This is a genomic window from Bartonella bacilliformis KC583, from assembly GCF_000015445.1.
Classification (GTDB): domain Bacteria; phylum Pseudomonadota; class Alphaproteobacteria; order Rhizobiales; family Rhizobiaceae; genus Bartonella; species Bartonella bacilliformis.
In genome coordinates, this window is sequence record NC_008783.1 from 1,222,154 (window position 1) to 1,242,677 (window position 20,524).

General features: G+C 37.2%; 12 protein-coding genes, 1 tRNA gene and 4 pseudogenes. 4 read left to right on the forward strand and 13 right to left on the reverse strand.

The window, feature by feature from the left end; translation table 11 throughout:
• Positions 1-228: 228 nt before the first annotated feature.
• Positions 229-735 (reverse strand): hypothetical protein, encoded by a 507-nt coding sequence (locus BARBAKC583_RS05770; RefSeq protein ID WP_005767852.1) that lies wholly within the window; start codon positions 733-735, stop codon positions 229-231.
• A 742-nt stretch (positions 736-1,477) separates the two neighbouring features.
• Between BARBAKC583_RS05770 and BARBAKC583_RS05775 the strand changes: the two genes are divergently transcribed.
• A complete protein-coding gene (locus tag BARBAKC583_RS05775) occupies positions 1,478-3,400 on the forward strand; it encodes a DUF1561 family protein (protein WP_005767854.1) in 1,923 nt (640 codons plus the stop codon).
• 121 nt (positions 3,401-3,521) lie between these two features.
• Here the strand turns inward: BARBAKC583_RS05775 and BARBAKC583_RS07195 are convergent, their stop codons facing one another.
• From BARBAKC583_RS07195 to BARBAKC583_RS07135, 5 genes and pseudogenes are all read right to left on the reverse strand, one after another.
• Positions 3,522-3,653, reverse strand: a complete 132-nt coding sequence (locus BARBAKC583_RS07195; protein ID WP_335617962.1) for a hypothetical protein — start codon at positions 3,651-3,653, stop codon at positions 3,522-3,524.
• 224 nt (positions 3,654-3,877) lie between these two features.
• Positions 3,878-4,101 (reverse strand): annotated as a pseudogene (locus BARBAKC583_RS07000) (hypothetical protein).
• A 5-nt stretch (positions 4,102-4,106) separates the two neighbouring features.
• A pseudogene (locus BARBAKC583_RS05780) lies at positions 4,107-4,773 on the reverse strand (lysozyme).
• A 331-nt stretch (positions 4,774-5,104) separates the two neighbouring features.
• Positions 5,105-5,377, reverse strand: coding sequence for a hypothetical protein (locus BARBAKC583_RS05785; RefSeq protein ID WP_035453368.1), 273 nt, complete (start codon positions 5,375-5,377; stop codon positions 5,105-5,107).
• Between the two features lie 19 nt (positions 5,378-5,396).
• Positions 5,397-6,127 (reverse strand): annotated as a pseudogene (locus BARBAKC583_RS07135) (antA/AntB antirepressor family protein).
• Positions 6,128-8,056: 1,929 nt separating this feature from the next.
• On the opposite strand from BARBAKC583_RS07135, the gene BARBAKC583_RS05805 reads away from it, so the two are divergent.
• Both BARBAKC583_RS05805 and BARBAKC583_RS05810 read left to right on the forward strand, forming a co-directional pair.
• Positions 8,057-9,991, forward strand: coding sequence for a DUF1561 family protein (locus BARBAKC583_RS05805; protein ID WP_005767864.1), 1,935 nt, complete (start codon positions 8,057-8,059; stop codon positions 9,989-9,991).
• A gap of 441 nt (positions 9,992-10,432) precedes the next feature.
• Entirely contained in the window at positions 10,433-11,368 is a 936-nt protein-coding gene (locus BARBAKC583_RS05810) for an NAD(P)H-dependent glycerol-3-phosphate dehydrogenase (RefSeq protein WP_005767865.1), read from the forward strand.
• Between the two features lie 575 nt (positions 11,369-11,943).
• Here the strand turns inward: BARBAKC583_RS05810 and BARBAKC583_RS05815 are convergent.
• The 5 genes from BARBAKC583_RS05815 to BARBAKC583_RS05835 all read right to left on the reverse strand — a co-directional run bounded on the left by BARBAKC583_RS05815 (position 11,944) and on the right by BARBAKC583_RS05835 (position 17,346).
• On the reverse strand, positions 11,944-13,371 hold the full coding sequence (locus BARBAKC583_RS05815; protein WP_005767866.1) for an amino acid permease: 1,428 nt from the start codon (positions 13,369-13,371) through the stop codon (positions 11,944-11,946).
• A gap of 620 nt (positions 13,372-13,991) precedes the next feature.
• Positions 13,992-14,546: a biotin transporter BioY gene (locus BARBAKC583_RS05820; RefSeq protein ID WP_005767867.1), complete on the reverse strand. Its 555-nt coding sequence runs from the start codon at positions 14,544-14,546 to the stop codon at positions 13,992-13,994.
• Positions 14,543-15,196, reverse strand: coding sequence for an energy-coupling factor transporter transmembrane component T family protein (locus tag BARBAKC583_RS05825; protein WP_005767868.1), 654 nt, complete (start codon positions 15,194-15,196; stop codon positions 14,543-14,545). The genes BARBAKC583_RS05820 and BARBAKC583_RS05825 overlap by 4 nt, the downstream gene beginning before the upstream one ends.
• Complete coding sequence (locus BARBAKC583_RS05830; RefSeq protein ID WP_005767869.1) at positions 15,193-15,873, reverse strand: energy-coupling factor ABC transporter ATP-binding protein; 681 nt, start codon at positions 15,871-15,873, stop codon at positions 15,193-15,195. The genes BARBAKC583_RS05825 and BARBAKC583_RS05830 overlap by 4 nt, the downstream gene beginning before the upstream one ends.
• Before the next feature lie 45 nt (positions 15,874-15,918).
• Positions 15,919-17,346 (reverse strand): amino acid permease, encoded by a 1,428-nt coding sequence (locus BARBAKC583_RS05835; RefSeq protein ID WP_005767870.1) that lies wholly within the window; start codon positions 17,344-17,346, stop codon positions 15,919-15,921.
• A 534-nt stretch (positions 17,347-17,880) separates the two neighbouring features.
• Between BARBAKC583_RS05835 and BARBAKC583_RS05840 the strand changes: the two genes are divergently transcribed.
• A tRNA-Thr gene (locus BARBAKC583_RS05840) sits at positions 17,881-17,956 on the forward strand.
• A gap of 192 nt (positions 17,957-18,148) precedes the next feature.
• Here BARBAKC583_RS05840 and lldD read toward each other — a convergent pair.
• Positions 18,149-19,287, reverse strand: a pseudogene (gene lldD, locus BARBAKC583_RS05845) (FMN-dependent L-lactate dehydrogenase LldD).
• A 73-nt stretch (positions 19,288-19,360) separates the two neighbouring features.
• Entirely contained in the window at positions 19,361-20,449 is a 1,089-nt protein-coding gene (locus BARBAKC583_RS05850) for a 2'-deoxycytidine 5'-triphosphate deaminase (RefSeq protein WP_005767874.1), read from the reverse strand.
• Between the last annotated feature and the right edge of the window lie 75 nt (positions 20,450-20,524).

Below are 20,524 nucleotides of genomic sequence, written 5' to 3' on the forward strand. Positions count from 1 at the left end.
TATCAACATTAGATTTACAATCTATGCTTATCTGTACCTATAAGTAACCATCATTATAAGATGCTTACAAAAAATTAATAAGGAAAAACAGAAGATAAATCTAACTCACTCTGTTTTCCCTAAACCTCAGCTGCTAACACAATGGTGTTTCTTCATGAGACTGCGAATCTCGCGCAGCAGGACTCTTGCTTTTCCAAGAGCCTCTTTTATTATAACGACGCTTCACAATTACTTAAACTCGCATGACATCCATCTTTGGCCACTATATCTGTCCGGGTTTAACAACCCACAACTAACCCTCAACCCAAGAGCGGAAATAATACTACGATAGCGTTCTTGAATTTCAAACGCTTTATCTTTGTATTCAAACAGGTTTTTTCTACTAGGAACAACAATTTTTTCAAGAATGGCTCTCCCTCCTTCTCCCAAATTACCTTCTGTTACAAGTGCACCCACTACTTTATCCCTCACAGTACCCCAACCACCCCCCACCGGCAGTGCATTAGCGGTTACTGGTACTATTACTGAAGACAAAGCAGAACATAAAGCTGCAACGAGAACGATACGTTTCATGAGATAAATTCCTCCATAAATAATTAAATTTACAAAGGATCCCATTGAAGGATCCCATTGAAGGATCCCATTGAAGGATCCCATTGAAGGATCCCATTGAAGGATCCCATTGAAGGATCCCATTGAAGGATCCCATTGAAGGATCCCATTGAAGGATCCCATTGAAGGATCCCATTGAAGGATCCCATTGAAGGATCCTGATTACGGATTAATCAGTACACATTTCGGCCATAATTGTCAATCAGATAATGTCTCTTTTGTGTTCTTTTTTTGTCTTTATTATCGGTTTTGTATTCTATATCTTTCAGTCTCTTACCCCCTTATTACGCCTCTTCCGCGTGTTTTTTAGAAAAATAAAAAACTGCAACTTCTTGCCTTTTGCCTTATTCTTCATGTCAATGCTTAAACTCTCTAGTATTCTTCTGCATAAAAATCTTTCTCCTAGCGAATCTTGAAGTTCCTGTTACAGAAGTAGAGGGAGAGAATAGTCAAAAATTGAAAGATTCTAATGATACAATTAGTATTATAATAATATTATAAGATAGTATCATAAGCATTTAGATTAATGGAAACAGCATAAGGAGATGTGTTCCATAAATAAAGACTTCCCAAAAGTTATATAAGGGATTCTGGATGTGAAGAGTTACGCGCAAGGGGCGTTGCATTTCTTATAACCGCATCTATCCATATGAATCAGAGACAGCAGACAAAGCTAAAGCTAATGACAAAAAATGTTATGATGAATGATACGTCGTGTATCATGAAGACAAACGACATAAATAAAACATAAAAAAATTATTTCATCTAGAATATCGTGAAATCTTATCCTCAAAAAGAGGATTGTAAAATGTGGTTTTTCAACTAACTAATCAAAAAAGTGGGGAGGAAGTCAAAGAGAAACAAAGTGAAATGGAAGATCCTTTTATTCTTCTTTAGTTTATTACTAACTGCTCGTACGTCTTTAGGAGCTCCTGTTCCTGGAGTGATTCAAACTCCTCCTAACCATCCTGAGGATAAAGCTATCCAAGTTAAGGTCCATACAGGAAAGGAATATTGCTATGCTCCAGTTTTTACAAAAGGAGAAGGCTATATCTACATCGATAATTGTAACTCTTCTAGTGTTAAAAAGGCGCGCTACGACCTATTTCAAAGAGTAGCTTGGGAAGTAAATGATACCTGGTTGTGTATGACCGCCCCTAGTTCAATCACAGGTATTGACGGAAACTCTACAACTGATTGGGATTATCTTTTACTAAGACCTTGTGTTCTCAATGATCCTAATCAACGTTGGGTCATTGAAAACCGCATCTTTTATACAGCCGATAAAAAATTCCGTGTTAAAGACTATAATTGGTATGCTTATATTTCAAAAGACAAAAGCGCTTATTATGACCACACTTTAACCCCTCAAATGGATTCCTGGATAAAAAGGATTGTTACTCCCGTTAATCTCAGTTTCAAAACGTCTATAGCGTGGTTATTTATTAATGTATACCCTCCTGTTTTCCAGCTCTACTATCTTCAAAATAACTCCTCCTCACTCTCTGAAACGCCTCTTTATTATAACCCAGAAAATGGCCATATCGCGCAATATTACCCTAACAGTGGGTACCTCTATTGTATGGCTTCCAAACAATCTCTCTCACAAAATTGGAATTGGGTAGAATGGACATATTGTACAGATGAAATTCCTAAAAAGAAGGATTCTGCCTTCTGGGATCTTTCTCAGTTAGATGGGCGTGACGGTTTTATTCTGGATTTTAATCGTAATGCGTTAAGAGTTACCCAACATGGTCCCCATTGGGGTGTCCCTTATACAGCTAAGCCTGATTACCTTGAAAAAGACACGACAAATTCTCCAAAATCTAAATTTATGCTTTCTCCTGGTATTGAACAATGGAATCTCTACGTTAATGGGAATTTAGGAAAGACACTCACTTATTGCCCTGCTCCTGGAAACAAGGAGAATGTTGCTCAACCTTCCAAGACACGCGTAAAACGACATTTACCTCCTGATTTTACTCTCACTCCGGAGTGGATACGCAGACTATGGCAGATTGCTACAAGTACTGCCCCTGGACGTCAAGAAGAAGTTGGCTATTGTGGAGCCTGCACGTTGCATACTGCACAAATGCTCGCTGAATTGCTAGAACACTATCAAGGCCCCCCCCTTAGAGATGGCGGTTACTTCTTTAATACGCAAGGAGGTACGGATCCATTTCTCTCATTTCGTCAAAGATACCCTGGTCTTACAGCAAGACTTGAAACAACACGAAGTTATGCTACAGTACCTCTGTCTGTAGGGGAGAGTAGACATGAACGAGCGCATAGAGCAGCTCATCTAATGATGTCAATGCTTTTACCCGACTATCTGTGGAGATCTTCAGCTACTGCAAGCACGTCACAAGACATGCAAAGAACGCTTCGAGATCTGGTGAATCTTCCTCCTGGAACGATTGGGTTTCTTTTAATTTCCAGAGCTAATGCAGCTGGTACAGGCAGAATTGCTCATGTTCAACCTTTTGTAACGACACACCAAGGATTCACATTAATAATTACAAATACACTTGGCATACCTCTTGAACGATACAGAACTCTTCTTACCCCAACCACAGACCCAGCAAGATTGTTGTATTATCTTTCAACTGAGGGACGTCGACACATTTATGCAATTACAACTTTTCAAATGGTTGGATTCAATGCACCTCCTTTGAGTGTTTTTATGTCTCAAAGAAACTGTACTGGAGAAGGAGAGCATAGAAGAGGTAACGGAGAATTTCCAAACACTGCAACCATTAATCAATGTGGTAGCGGCAGATGTATGTGAATCATATTGAAGATTAAAAGTTATTGTCCAGAAGAGTTTTGTAAAGAAATAGCACGGGATCAGCTAGATAAGTTTTTTTCAAAAAGACGAATGTTACTAAACTCTTTCAATGGACAATAGCTTAGCCTTTTAAGTCTTTGCAAAGCCATTGCTTCAAATGTGTGAAGATCGTATCCAGTGCATTCATAAGCCGTTCAAGATCAAGAACTAACAAAAATATGATCAACACTATCCATCGCGTCAAACGAGACATCAGTTTCATCCCCTGGTAATACTCATCATCTCCTGCAAAAGCTCTTTCTCTGATTCCGTGAGCTCTACATTTTTGTTATTTTGTCTTCTTGCCATGCTGCTAACCACACATATCTTCCCCCCTGCTTGTTATGCTTTAAGAGATCTTTCACTACATTAGAACTGATCACCTCTAAATCCTGACGCTCCAAATAAATGGGTAACCACCCCACACAAGAAGCACACTCATTTGTTGCGCACCCACTGAAACAGAGCAGAACGCACATCAGCATCACTTTTTCGGTTAATCTCATTTTCTACCTCAAGCCGTGTTTTTGCTATCTTTAAGGCACGCTCCGTCTGCTGGCACTGTTCAGCTTTCTTCCCAAGATCAAAGACTTTTGCTAAGGCCATAAAAAAGCAGCCAAAGCTGCTAGAGTAATCAAGAAATATTCTTTCAACCAGGTCATAACAATCATAAGCGTTTTTCCTGAAAATGTTTGGCAACGAAGACAAGTCCTATACAGGCAGAAAAAACCCATAATGGAAGGCTAAAGCCCATTGAACAGGACCCTACCCTGTAAAAATCCCTGTTAAACCTGATAAAGAACCAATGATGGGAGCAAGAACTTCTGCTTTAAAAGAATGACTGGGCCCTTTGGTTTCTACTTTTTGATAATTGGAACACACATAAGCCCCTTTAACCCATAGGCCTGCTTCTGCTGCCCGACGATTGGGCAAGCCCCTGCAAACGCTTTCCCCCTGCCCGGATCCATTTCTGCAATTCAGAAGGGTACGGCTTCATAATCACCTTTGTTCAGCTTTTTCAAAAGCGTCGAGTTGCAAAAAGCTTCTCCTCCCACATTATAACAAAATGATACAAGAGCAGCGAATTGCTCATCGCTTAAAGAAATAATGACAGCCTGTTCAACAGTTTTTTCAAATTGTTTTAAGTCTTGTCGTAAAACGATCTCTGCTTCACTTTCAGTGATCTTCATGCCCTCCTGTATAATGGGTTGTCCTGCTTGTGCTGTATGGCCATAGCCTATTGTCCACACTCCAATGGCATCTTGATAGGCGCATAAACGTACCCCCTCCCATCGCTTAATGAGTGCAAGTCCTTCTTTGGATATTTTTCGCATATGTCTCTCCCCATAAAAAAGCCCATCCCTTATGGACAGGCATCATTCACTTCCATTTTTTAAAACAGATAATTTGTAGTGTTTTTTCTAAATGCCATACAACATCGCTCTTCAGTATGAAGAAGATGTCAAGATACATTGGCACGTATTGCGAGATATTGATGTTTTTGCTATTCTTAATGTTAACAATTATAAAAATTGATAAACAAACGGAATACAGCCATTAAGAATTGGCATCCTCTTTCTTGCAGAACGAGGTTTTATAGCACTCAAGATAATCCTAAGAATGAGAAAAGGCTGGTGTTCAATTCCAGCCTTTGTGTGTTTCTCATTAATGGCAAAGTGCCTTGTCTAAATCCGAGCTATAAGCCTTCAACCAAGGATCAAAACTCGGAGACAATTCTGAATCGCCAAAATTTGTCAAAACGGCCAAAATCTTAAAAGCATTCGGAACTTCATCCTGAAGCTTTAACAGTAAAGCTATTTCTACCTCATCCATGATACTAACCAAGGCGGTGCATTCTTCATCTTCAATGTCTTCATGATTAGAAAGCTGAGACAGCTTCATCCACAAATCGCACAAAAAGTCGGTCTCTATCTTCACAAAAAGTCGGTCTCTATCTTCATTGCACACCTCCATGGAATGGCTCTCTTAAGCTCGCCAATCCATCAGCAGTGATTTTAGCTGAGGAAACTATTCTTTCTGTCCCATCAAGTTTGTGAATAGTCAGAGTTGAACAATCCATCAGACCTTTCTTGATTTTATCCTGATACGGTAATAACGGAGCCCCTGGAACAGGCCTATAAACCAAATCGTGCTTCCACAAATAGTTAATGAAATCCTTTGGCCGCATTTCTAAAACCTTTGCTGCTTCAATGAGACCGAATAGACCATCACTCCGCTTTAAGCTTTCAAGGACTTTTGCCTCTGGTTGTAATTCAGCAATGACATTGTCTTTGCGTTCATTTTCGCTTTTTAGATACGTCAAAACACCAAGAACTGCTTCGGGGCTGGAGTAGTCAACGCGAGGTGCTTCTATTGTTTTGCACGCTATTCACACTCGATAAAATATTGGCGTGCTTGTTTTCCTTTCTCGTTCCTTTCAACCATGGCAAGTTCCCTTGCCATGTCTAAGCTGAAATAGTATTCCATGCTTGGACGACTATCTTTAGGTTTTACTAAAATTTTAGTGAAATCTATAAGGTATTGATTTTCTTAAAAATTATACTCTTTAATACGATTAATAATCCAGTCATTAAAACGAGATGTCACTTCCAAAAACACATGCAATTCACGTGCATAGACAGTTTGAATAGTTTCCTGCCCAACAGTTTGTTCTGATATTTCTAACAGTTTGTTCTGATATTTCTATAAGAGTGTTCATAATGAACTCCTATGCAATTAGAGGTTTTCTATTGATACCTTTAAAAGGCATCAGGTGCTAGAAAACACGGTGCATAGTCCGTCATACACTTTTCCTATGAGGGTATTTTACGGCGTAACCACACCCGACAAGATCATTGTATGCTTGCAAACATACAACGAGTTAAAGCCTTTGATGTGCAGGAGGATAATTGTTTCGGCAATCTATCCGCTAGTTGTTGTAAGGTGTTTCTTAAGCACCTGACTCGAAAGTTTCATATTGAAACAATATTGTCAAGGAAAAGTACGAAACAAAACGCCATTTGTGAAATTGAGGTATTAATCGAAACACTAAGTATTATTCCTGAGCGTCGTAAAACCTCGTCCTTCAAGGAGATGAGGATATAAAAACCAGATATGCTGCAAGACCAATTAAATGAATTCTTCAAATACTTTTTAGAAAAGTATAGAAATTTTATTTTTATAGATAGTAAGATATGTAATGTAGCGCTACACTGTAAACATGATCTGATTTATCTGCAATAAATGCGCAACATATCTTAGATTTGATCTGTTGCGTGATAGATAAACCCTATCATTTAAGGCAAAAAGATTTCAAAAGCACTCATAGCAAACTCGGTAAGAAAAACAGAAGATAAATCTCGCTCATTCTGTTTTTTCAAACCTAAACCGATACAAATATCAGTGTTTCCTCTTTAATAAAAGCATGCGCTTTCACGAAATAATAAATTTCTCTTATTTAGAAAATATCTACACTATACTATCTTTGGAACACTTCATGTACATTCTATATCCTTGAGATCTCGAGTAACGGCTAAAGCGCTGACACTCATACCCCCTCACTTTTTCCCTAAAGAGATCGAATTGCATCAAACTCTTATACATTTCTAATTTCATCATAAAATTATGACGAAGATTCATGTTCTTAACATAATTACGATCGTACTTGTTGGCCTCTGCTACTGAACAAAAAGCGGCCGAACACAAAGCTAAAGCTAAAACAAAACGTTTCATTGAGATAAACTCCTTACGCAAAAAATAATTATAAAATAACAAAATTTACGCAGGACCTTATTTAAAGGACCTTATCAAGGTCCCGGTACACATTATGGTCATAATTGTCAACAAAGTAATACCTGTTTTGTGTTTTTTGATATTTCTTATCCTCTAAAAATCCTCTGATTAAGCCTCTCTCCCCATATATTCCTCAAAAACAAAAAACTGCAATGTGTGTATGGCATTATCATTTTAGATAGCTACAATCTTAACGGTCTTCGCGCAAATAGGCGAAAACTATTCGATATCCTTTCTTGTCCTAACGAGATAAGCTTTACACATCGCTTTGGGTAATGTCTGTCATACTTTTTACAGTGTCTTCTTGCTCTTCCTCAAATAATTCGCAATCACTGCTTGTCGTATAACCACCACTGTACAAAAATGATGTTTAAAATTTTCGATGCGCTCTATAGATAAAATATAACATCAATAAATTGGCACGCTAATCTGAATGATGTTTATTCACTCAAGCCTTAATCATCAATCACAAATAAATCGCCCTATCCTTAAACCTTAAAACATATTTGACGCGCTTTTATAGGACATCTCTTTGAGCTTAATTGCAAATTTTCATGCAGGTAGGATACCTAATTATGCGCGCTCTTCAGCAATCTCATCACAGTGCCTTTTTTCTCCTAATTATAATGAAGGTTCATGTTCAAACAACCTCCATTACAAATAGCAAACCATAAACAAACCACAAACATAACATCAATAAATCACGAATTTATTGTTTATCCCAAATCCCATCCCCTTGTTCTTCATTCAGAACGTAGCGATCAAGCACATTTTCCAACTCACACATCAATATCATAGCGAAAACGACGTCAAAGGAAACACACAATGAAATCGAAGCTGTTGTTGTTCTTGTCTAGCCTCTTATTGTCTCTTCATACTTCTTTTGCCGCACCTATTCCTGCTCAAATCCTGCAAACCCCTACGGACCACCCTCATGACAAAGCTATTCACGTTAAAGTCCATACAGGATATGAATATTGCTATGCCCCTGTCTTTACAAAAGGAGAGGGCTACATCTATCTCAGTGATTGTTCTTCCTCTAACGTTAAATTCGCTCGCTATGACCTATTTCAAAGAGTCGCCTGGAATATCAACGACACCTGGTTGTGCATGACTGCTCCTAGCTCTGTTACAGGCATTGACGGAAGCTCCACCGCTGACTGGGATTATCTGCTCTTACGGCCTTGTGTGATCAATGATCAAAATCAACGCTGGATCATTAAAGACAGAAGCTTCTACACAGCCGATGGAAGATTTCGTGTTAAAGACTATAAATGGTATGCCTATATTTCAAAGAACGAGAAAGATTATTATGACCATCATTTAACTTTTGAAATGAACCACTGGACACAAACGATTTCTCCTCCTGTAAATCTCAGTTCCAAGACATTTGTCGCCTGGCTATATGTCAATACATATCCTCCTGTATTTGCCCTCTATTATCTGCAAAATGACTCCTCCTCCCTCTCTACAACGCCGCTGCCTCTTTATTACAATCCAGAAAATGGCCATATCGCTCAATATTACACTGCATCTGGGGATTTTTATTGTATGGTCTCTCAGCAATCTGCTGAAGATGATTGGAATTGGGTTACATGGCAACCTTGTACGGATAAAGTTCCTTCAAGTAAGGATGCCTCTTTTTGGGATATTTCTCAGTTAGATGAGACTGAAGGTCTTATTTTGGATTTTCAAGGTAATCCGCTAAGAGTAACGCAATATGGTATTTATTGGGGGGTCCCTTACACAGCAAAGCCCAGTTATATTAAACAAGACACCAGTAACTCGCCAACCTCTAATTTTCTGTTTTCTGCTGATATTGAAAAATGGAACCGTTATGTGAATGGGAATTTAGGAGAAACACTTTCTTATTGCCCTGCTCCTGGAAATAAGAAAAATATTCTGCAAGCTTCTCAGACACGAAAAAAACGACAGTTACCTCCTGAATTTACTCTCTCCGATGAATGGACAAAAAGACTATGGGAAATCTCTAGAAGTAATACTAAAAAAGGTGACGAAATAATTGGCTATTGTGGAATTTGCATGCTGCATGCTATGCAAATGCTTGCTGAATTGCAAGAATATCACAACAGTACTCCTCCTCAAGACGGAGAAGGTTATTTCTTTAATACGCAGCAAAGAACAGATCCTTTTAACTCGCTGCGTTCTAGATTTCCTGAAATTGTAAATAGACTTCAAATTACAGAGCAGTATATTACAATGCCTTCTCATCCAGGAGAAGATATTTATGAACGAACAGATAGAATATCTCGCACTATAGCATCAATATTTTTACCTCAATATCTGTGGAGACCTTCACCAGTTGCAAGAACCAATGATGAGATGAGAATCTTGCTTCAAGATTTTATAAATACTCCTCCTGGAACACTTGGATTTGTAACAATTGTTGTTGAAGGTTCTACAGGAATATCTGGTCATGTCCAACCTATTTTAAGAATACGCGAACAATTATTCTTAATTCCTACAAATATACCTAACTATAATCTCAGAACATTCAGACGTAATATTATCGCAACAACAAATCCAGAAACCTTGCTTTATCATCTCTCAGAGAGGGGCACTCTGAGACTTCATTCACTCTCAACCATTCAAATGACTCAGCTAAATCTTCCCTCTTTAAACCTTTATGTGTCGCAGAGGAATTGCACTGGAGAAGGTGATCATAGAAGAGGCAATAGAGAACTTCCAAGAGTTTCTATTATCAATCAGTGTTTAAGTGGTAGATGTGCTATTCAATAAAAATTAAAATTCTGAATGCATTGAGAGCGATATACCATGAACCAACAAGATACGACAAGATTTGGTCTTCTACGACAAAATATTATAGTGCAGCATGAAGACTCTTAGCTGCACTCTTTATATTGCTCTTGTCCTCTTGTTTAAAAAAATAAGTCACTTTTATAACGCTAAAGATAGAAAAAACCAACAATACCCTCAAAAAAATCAGTTTAACTTATTAAAAATATAGAAATTTACATGTTTCACAAAATATTTTATAGATTTTTTCTGTTATAAACTGTTGCCTGTTTTTTCCTAACTTTGCAGTATTTTTTGTTACTCAAGTAAATATCCTCTATAATTGTACTATCCAAACTTTTACCTTAATCTCCTTCTACCCTGAAGAGCAAAATTTAACAGCATATTAGATAAAATATACTGTCCAAATAATTAGAGAGTAAGATGAAAATAACAATTTTTGGAGGTGGGGCATGGGGACAAGCCCTTGCATTTGCTTTTGCGCAAAAAAATGAAGTTCAAATTGTTTCGAGACGAAACATTTCAACTGCACTAATGCCTTTAAATGAAATCCTGAATAAAAATTCCCATAGAATTATCTTACAATCTTCCTTAGAAGAGAGTTTGAATTCTGAACTTTTTGTCATTGCCATAAGTGTTCAAGCCTTAAGAGAATGGTTTATTCGCGCACGCTTAAACCAAAACTCAAAAATACTCATTGCTAGCAAAGGTATTGAGGAAAAAACAGGGATATTCGTTAGCCAAATCGCAAAAAAATTCATTTCTTTAGAAAATCTTTGTTTTTTAGCAGGTCCAAGTTTTGCTAAAGAAATTATCCTGGGTCTCCCATGTGCATTAGCCATTCATTCGTGTAATCCAATCCTGGCTCAAAAATTTGCAAACCAAATGCCTTCTTTTATCAAACCCTACATTGAAGATGACATCATTGGTGGCGAAGTAGCGAGTGCGTATAAAAATGTTATTGCTATAGCAGGAGGAATCTGCGACGGGCTGAATTTAGGCCAGAATGCTAAAGCATCTCTTTTATCACGTGGACTTGTGGAAATGTGCAAATTTGGAGAATATTTCGGCGCAAAAATGCAAACTTTTTTGGGACTTTCTGGTGCAGGTGATTTGTTTTTAACAGCTAATTCTCTTCTTTCCAGGAACTATCGTGTTGGACTGGGACTGGCTCAAAATAACCGTTTAGAAGATATTTTAAGAGATTTGGGCGAAGTAGCGGAAGGTATTAAAACTTCTCAAGCAATTACTCAAATTTCTGAAAAAGAAGGTATCTACACTCCTATCGCTACAGAAATCCAAAAAATCATTCAAGGGAAAAGCCCCCTAGAAAGTATGAGTACCCTGATGAAAAAATGACAGCTTTAATTCGTTCGTTAATGCAGGAGAACCCCGCAAAAGCAATTTAAATTCAATATGGGGTCGTTAACCAAAGATTTTTAGAGAATAATCCAGCTGTTATCATTAAAACTTCCTATCAAAAAATCAAAGTGCATTCACAGCTTGATCTAATTTAGATAGCAACAGATTTTGCATCATTAGCCCTCTGAAAAGCTCATATCATCATTAAACCATATTCTAAATAGATATCTTTTTAACATTTTTCTTAAACTAGCTACAACACCTGAAGCTAACTCTACAAGACACGAAACATTTATTTATGGAAAAAGAAGAAAAAAGCTAATTAAGGAAATTTTTAGTAAGAGATTCATTAAACTTGATATAACATAGAGAAAAACAGTACATAAGCTAAAAAACTGGCCATAATGAGAGCAGTTCTATTCAGATTAACCGCATTGCAACTGAAATCATTCTTGGATGGACCGAAGACAATAACATCGGCCCTATATCAAGAATATAGATCTAAAATTATTACTAAATCTACTCATTAAGATAGAAACTAAAGTTTTAATAAAGCCTCTATCATATATTATCTATCGCTTAAGCTTATATCCTACCACCAAAAGCAAACACCATATAGGAATGATAATAACTGCCAAACTCATGTCAGAGATTGGCACAGGAAGGTAAGAATCAAGAGGAAATGCTTCTATTCCTATCATATGACAAAATCGAGTCATTAATCCATCTTGCCCAAAGCCACTGATAAACATAACGCAAAATAATAGGGCAAGGAAGAAAAGACAGAGATAATTAGCATAAGGATATAAACCAAATGGATAAACAAACTTATCCTTTTTGTCTTTATGAGCTTTTCTAAATTTCAAATGAACAATAACAATAAGAGCCCACGTCATAGCTGCTGCTGTAGTTGACATAGCCATGACACGCGCAAAAACATTATCGGGCATAAAAGAATTAACAATGATAATTGTCGCAGTACAAAGTGACGAAAAAAGAACAGCAACATAAGGAACATGAGCACTACTTAATTTACCAAAAATACTTGGCGCATTTTTTTGTACCGCTAAACTGTAAAGCATACGACCATTCGAATAAAGACCACTATTGTAAACTGAAATGGCAGCCATAATTACCACAAAATTCAAAATATGGCCAGCTGCAGGAATGCCTACGCTTTCAAAAATAGTGACAAAAGGACTTTTCTCTTTTCCAATCATATTCCACGGCATTATCATCATAATAATACCGATAGAGCCAACATAAAAAAACATAACCTGTTGCATAATTTTACGAATAGCAGTGGGTATTGTTTTTTCTGGTTCCATTGCCTCTCCAGCAGCCACACCAACAAGCTCAGTTCCACAAAAAGCAAACATGATCACAGAAGTCGCCAATAAAACTCCCACTCCTCCATAAGGGAAAAAGCCGCCATGATCCCAGAGATTCCGAATACTCGCTTGCCCCCCATTCATCCCAGTCAGAACAAGGAAGATTCCAAAAATAATCATACCGATGACAGCTAATACTTTGATCAAAGCTAAACCATATTCAAATTCTCCATACAGGCGAACATCAATAAGATTGAGCAATGTAACAAGTGCAAGAACAATAAGAGATGTTTTCCAGTGATCGATCATAATCCAATAATCAAGATAAAGTCCAATAACTGTTATTTGGACCATGCTCGCAAGAACATAAAGAAACCAATAATTCCAACCAGCTATAAAACCAGCTAAGTTCCCCCAATATTTATAAGCAAAATGACTAAAAGCACCTGAAACTGGCTCTTCGGCTAACATCTCTCCGAGCATCCGCATAATAAAATAGATAATCAGCCCACCCAAAGCGTAAGCAAGAATAGTTGCAGGCCCCGCTAATTGAATAGCTTCTGTTGATCCATAAAAAAGCCCTGTTCCAATGACGCCTCCCAGAGCAATCATTTGAACGTGACGATCTTTAAGGCTACGCTTCAATTCGTTGTTTTTTACCTCAGACATTATTCCTCACCATCATTACGTAATCGACCTTTATAAAAAAGGCATTTATGTATTTTTTAAAAAACAAAAATTAATTTATTTTTCTATCGTTATGCAACTCGTTTATTTGAATGCGTCACATGAATTAATCTATTCAAATAATAGGAAATAAATATATTTCGTTCTCTATTTCAATTTATGACGTTTATATTTGTTACACTAACAAAACATCAATCATCGATACTTCACGCTTCACAAACGTGTTATGCTGGACCAAAATAGTTTTTGTTACAATATTGGATAATCTCTTTCAGGCAGATATTTAGGAAATCGACCAACTTATACACAGGTTTTATGCCATTAAATTCCCTCATTAACAAGGTCACGGCACCAAAATAAGAGATATTTCCATTAATTTATCAATCATATTCTCTGCTTTTTTAGCGTTTTTCAATATTTTCATAAAAAATTTGATAACATTACAGCATTGTTCCTAGGAATGATGGCTATAATAATTGCACTCCCTTTATTCAGCGTCTTCTCTTTTTTGTTAGATACAGAAAAAGAAAGTAATTATTGCTCAATAATGAGCTGCCTCTCTCTTTTTGCTTCTCAAAATCCTGTATAAGTACCAATTATCTTTATCTGTTTTTTGGAAAAATGAGAGGTATAGTTTTCTTAACGGTAAGCGCTATAGAGGAAGCAATCAGCACTTTTAAAAAATCGCCAACCATAAAACCTAACGATCCCACTAAAGCAGTAAGTAAAGGAATTTGAGCAACATAAGCAACCCACGGTATGCCAAAAAGATATACAATTCCAATACCGCCCACAGCATTTATCAAAACCAGTGTCACAAAATTGAGCCGCCGCCAAAATAACTCAACCATACAACCAATAAAAAATGCAGCAAATGGGTAACCTATCATATAACCACCACCAGCTCCTAAAAAGGCACCAATACCTCCTCGACCACCAGCTAACAGAGGAAGGCCAATGGCAACAAGAAAAAGAAAAAGCGCTGACGCTAAAGCTCCCCTCTTCGCTCCTAGTATAGATCCTGCCAACATCGATCCCATAGACTGAGCGGTAATAGGAATTCCAACCAAAAAAGGGAGAAGAATAGGCGGGAAAAGACCTAAAACTGCGTAGATGGCAGCAAATAAAGCAATATAAATTAGATCTTTTGTACTCATTCAATTATTCCTTCTGTATGAGAATTTTTGTTATCACTCGGTAGCTTATCAATATCACTATCATAAGAGCGCGCATCTAATGCCTCAGCAACTTCCGAGGCCATCTTTATTGTGCGTATAATTAAGGGCATAGCAAGAGCCATGATGTTTGTATCAAGCCCACGTGCTTTCTGCGCTTCACGTATTTCATTAAATTTTTCACTAACAACAGGAATAAACCTAATCGCCATGGACAAAACCATACCCAATTTTGATGAATTAACACCATAGCATTGAAAAGGTCGAAGCCCTGTTTCAATTGAGTGGACCATATCTGAAACTTTGGTTGTTAACGAAACAAGCGATGCTAAAGAAATGAGAAGTATAAAACGCGATATAATCCAAAATCCTGTAAGCCAATTATCAAAAATAGCTTGAAAAACAAATACCAGAACTAAAAATGGGCATACTGGTTTAATCTGCTTTACCACATGATGAAAAGGGATCTCAGCCATTTTATATAATAAGACCACTAACAGTAAAAATAGTAAAAGAACAGACATTGATGAAACCCAAAATATACTGGTTCCATACACAGTGAGAAATATGAGCTTAACCCCTGGTTGCAACTTATGAATCAATGTATCCTTTGGGAGATATAAACCAATCATGTCATTCTTGTTACATATTCTTTGATAGCAACTGCAGGTACATCATCAACCACTATCTCTCCCTTATCAAAAACGAGAACTCTATCAAAATTTTCTAAAAATTCTAAATCATGCGAGACGACAATCGCTTGTTGCGGTAATTCTTCTATAACTTGCGCAATTCGGCGTTTATTACGTAAATCAAGTAATGTCGTCGGCTCGTCAAAAATAATATAATCTGGTTTCATTGCTACCACACCCGAAATAGCAATTAATTGTTTTTGTCCACCACTTAATAAATGAACAGCATGATCTTTGAACGCTTGGAGATCATAACGCTGTAAAATTTCATCAACACGCTCTCTGATTTTATCTTTGCTCAGTTTTAAATTTTTGAGACCAAAAGATAAATCCTCTTCTACCAATGGTAGTATAATTTGATTATCAGGATTTTGAAAAACAAATCCCACTTTACGTCTTATAGCCTTTGCGTCATGCTTTGTATCAAGCCCATCAACACTTACAAAACCACTTGACGGTAGTTGCAAACCATTAATAAGACGAACAAATGTACTCTTTCCAGACCCATTCGAACCAACAATAGCAACCCGTTTTTCAGTAATTTGTACCGTAATATCTCTTAAAACGCACAAATGACCAAAAACTTGTGTCACCTTATCAAATTTTATTATTCCCAAGCTTTATTCCCATCGCCCTATTTAAGTGCTCTTTTCAGAAATTATCTATCGCTTAAACTTATATCCTACCATTAAAAGCAAACACCATATAGGAATGATGATAACTGCCAAACTCATATCGGGCATCTGTACAGGAATATAAGAATCAATAGAAGGCACTTCTATTCCTACTATATGACTGAATTGAGTCATGAATCCACTTTTCCCAAAACCACTGATAAACATAATGCAAAGCAATAAAGCAAGAAAACAAAGGCAGAAGTAATTAGCATAAGGATATAAAGCAAATGGATAAACAAGCTTATCTTTTTTACTTTTATGCGCTTTTCGAAATTTCAAATGAACAATAACAATAAGAGCCCAAGTAATAACCGCCGCTGCAGTTGCAATAGCCATTATGCGCATAAAACTATTATCAGGCATAAGGCAATTAACAACAACAATCACCGCAGTACAAAGTGATGAAAAAAGAACGCCAACATAAGGAACACAAGAACGATTCAATTTACTAAAAATACGTGGCGCGTTCTTTTGCACTGCTAAACTATAAAGCATACGACCATTCGAATAAATACCACTATTATAAACTGAGATGGCGGCCATAATTACCACAAAATTCAAAATATGGCCAGCTGCAGGAATGCCTACAGCTTCAAAAATAGCAACAAAGGGACTCCCACTTTTTCCAATCATATTCCACGGCATTATCATCATAATAATACCAATAGAACCAATATAAAAAATCAAAACTCTCCACATAACTTTACGAATAGCAATAGGAATTGTTTTTTGTGGATTCGATGTCTCTCCAGCAGCTACACCAATCAGCTCGGTTCCACCAAAAGCAAACATGATCACAGAAGTCGCCAATAAAACTCCTGTCGCTCCATAAGGGAAAAAACCGCCATGATCCCAGAGATTATGGATATTCGCTTGCCCCCCATTCATCCCAGTGAGAACAAGGAAAATTCCAAAAATAATCATACCAATAACAGCTAATATTTTGATTAAAGCTAAACCATATTCAAATTCTCCATAAAAGCGAACATTAATAAGATTAACTAATGTAACCAAAATAAGAATAATGAAAGATGATTTCCAATGATCGATTATAATCCAATGATCAAGATAAAATCCGATAACTGTCAATTCCGCCATACTGACAAGAATATAAAGAAACCAATAATTCCAACCAGCTATAAAACCAGCTAAGTTCCCCCAATATTTATAAGCAAAAAAACTGAAAGCACCTGAAACTGGTTCTTCAACCAACATTTCCCCAAGCATTCGCATAATAAAATAGATAATTATACCACCCAAAAGATAAGCTAAAATAGTTGCAGGCCCCGCTAATTGAATAGCTTCTGTTGATCCATAAAAAAGCCCTGTTCCAATGACGCCTCCTAAAGCAATCATCTGAATGTGACGATTTTGAAGGTCACGCTTCAATTCACCGTGTTTTACCTCAAACATCAATTTCCCCCTCATTTTTGTGTACCAACCTTTACACAAAAAACACTTATATATTTTTTAAACTGTAGATGGTAATTTATTTTTTCACCATTATGCAACTCATTTATTTGAATGCGTTACAAAGATTAAAAAGTAAGGAAAAAATTTATTTTTCTAAATCTGCAAACCGCTTTACGAAAATATTTAAATTTCTGAACAGTGCTAAACTTTTTATTGATCAGTTACTATACGAAAAAGCTCAATAATATGCCTTTCTTGCTTAATTAACTTAACTTTTGATTCCATTAAATTAATCGATTTTCATATGACATAATTTTTTACTCACGAAAAAACACGCCCAATTTGTTGCAAAACGTCTCTAACAAGCGATCGCCTTCCCCTTATAAGATAAAGAATTTTGCTATAAATTTTCGCAAAACCTCTCTCTTCAATCTCCACCCCATAAAATCCCGAAAAAATTGCATGCTTGCTTTTATACATACTTTTGGCTATTACCCTCACTCTAATTTCTATCTAATTAATATACAAACTTATGCCGCATTAGCTCAGTCGGTAGAGCACATCATTCGTAATGATGGGGTCGCTGGTTCGAATCCGGCATGCGGCACCAAAAATAGCCATAAAATTAATTCAGTAAGATTTTAAATTGCAATTCTTTCCATTGCGAAGTTTACATTAGAAATTATTGGAAACATATCAAAAACGACACATTAAGTTACATCTTTCTCGCACTCAATAATCGGTACTTTTTTGCCAAAAAGATTACCTCATATCCTTCTGTCTCTGATCAATCTTTTAAATATCAATCATGAACGAGAGTCTCATGTGCAATCTCTCTAATTGCGCATACACCAATCAATGTCATAGCCACCCGCATTTCTTTAGCAAAAAGATCAAGCAAATGAGTAACGCCTTTCTCACCTGCAGCGGCAAGCGCATAAACAAAAGCGCGGCCAATCATAACGGCATTCGCCCCTTGTGCTACTAACATGCGCACAATATCAAGACCAGAACGAACACCAGAATCAGCTAAAATAGCGATATCACCTTTTACAGCTTCAGCAATCATAGGCAAGGCTTGTGCAGTTGACAACACTCCATCAAGCTGGCGTCACCATGATCCATGATTAGACACAACAATCCCATCTGCACCAAATTTTACTGACTCATGCACATCTTGTAGATCAAGAATACCTTTCAAAATCATTTTTCTTTTCCAAAAGTCGCGTATCCATTGTAAATCAGGCCAACCAATTAATGGATAAAATTTGCATTAAGCCAACCAATATAATCTTCTAATTCGACTTTCCTCTGGAAATAGTAGAAACATTTCCAAGATCATGCGGACGCCCCATAATACCAACGTTCCAAGCCCAATGCGGGTGAATCATAGCCTGTAAACGACGTACTCTAGCATAAGGACCAGCCATCCCTGAGCGAGCATAACGATAACGCGCACCAGGAACCGGCATATCAACTGTAAAAACCAAATGTACGCACGCCAACTTCCCGAAAACGCTCCAAAACATCACGCATAACCACGATCCTTGAGAACGTAAAGTTGAAACCAAAATGCATTTCCAACGGCTGCTTGCACCTCTACAATAGAGCAAACTTAAACTGAGGAGAGAGTGAACGGAATGCCTTTCGCAACGGCTGCATGCGCTTCTTGTACTTCACCACGACGCACTATATACCCGTTAACCCAACAGGAGCAAGCACCACCGGCATATCAAGGGTTTGACCAAAAATCTTTGTTGAAAGATCAACCTCACCAATCTGACGCAAAATTCGCTGACGTAATGTCAGTTTACAAAGATCTGTATAATTACGCCGCATTGTCTCTTCGGCATAAGCACCCCTATCAATATAATGAAATAAGAAAGGAGGTAACTGACGTTCTGCTACTTTGCGATAATCAAATGTTGAAGAAATAATCACCACGATACTAGCCTTATCGATGATAAAGCTCAATTTTTCTTTTTCAGAGTAGAATTTTACGTACGCCTTATATTCATTTAAAATGCTTGGACAGTTTTAATCCCTGTGCTTGATAATGTGAACCAATATCATGACCATAAAGTGCTGATGGTCTATTTAGCATATGCTCATACACCAAACGCCCAATAATTTGACCATGTTCTAAAATAAATGGAACTTCATGATTACGCACTTCCAAAACTACCCTTGCCCCTTTTCCACCCGCTTCCATATGCCCAAATCCTGGATCAAAAAAACCGGCATAATGCACTCTGAATTCACCAACTAAAGGATCGAATGGTGTCATTTCAGCTGCATAAAGTGGAGGAATATGGATAGCTTCTCGTGATGCTAAAATATAAAACTCGTCAGGATCAAGAACAAGTTCTTTTTGACCATGATCATAAAGAGGTTCCCAAAAATCTAAAACATTAGCAACAGCGCGTTTATCAACATCAATGACACTCGTATGACGTTTACCACGATACCCCACAAACCCATTTTTATCTCCCTTCAAATTAATGGAGAGTGCAACACCTCCATCACTAATGTTGGGAACATCATCCGATATAAGTGTTTCATTTTTGTGCAAAGTGTACAATTCAACTTCATTTAAACAACTTTTCCCCTTCCGAAATCGAAGTTGTGATAAACGCGAACCTGTACGTACCAAAATCGGAAATGTCCGTGGACTAATTTCAAGATAAAGTTGACCATGATAACCTGCACCAATTTTATCAAATTCCTGAGCATTATCAGTGATTACACGTGTAAAAATATCTAGCCGTCCTGTCGAGCTTTTAGGGTTCGCCACCGCAGCCAACATTTGTGGTAAAGCTAAACTTTCCAAAAGAGGAACGATATAAACACAACCCGTTTCTAAAACTGCTCCGTCTCGCAAATCAAACTCATGCAACTTTAATCGTTCAAGCTTATCAAAAACTTGTGTATCAGGTCCTGGCATAAAGGAAGCACGTACACGATAGGCTTTATTTCCTAAACGTAAATCAAGACTTGCGGGTTGTATTTGATCCGTATCAAACGTGCTTATAGATTGAAGAACGCCATTATCAATTAAGGCTTTTATATCACTATCTGCAAGAATGCCATTTGTACGCATCATATATTTGCTTTCCATTTCTCTTGACTGCTTTTTGACCTAAATCATAATTGGCCTAAATTGTTTTAAAGACAATAA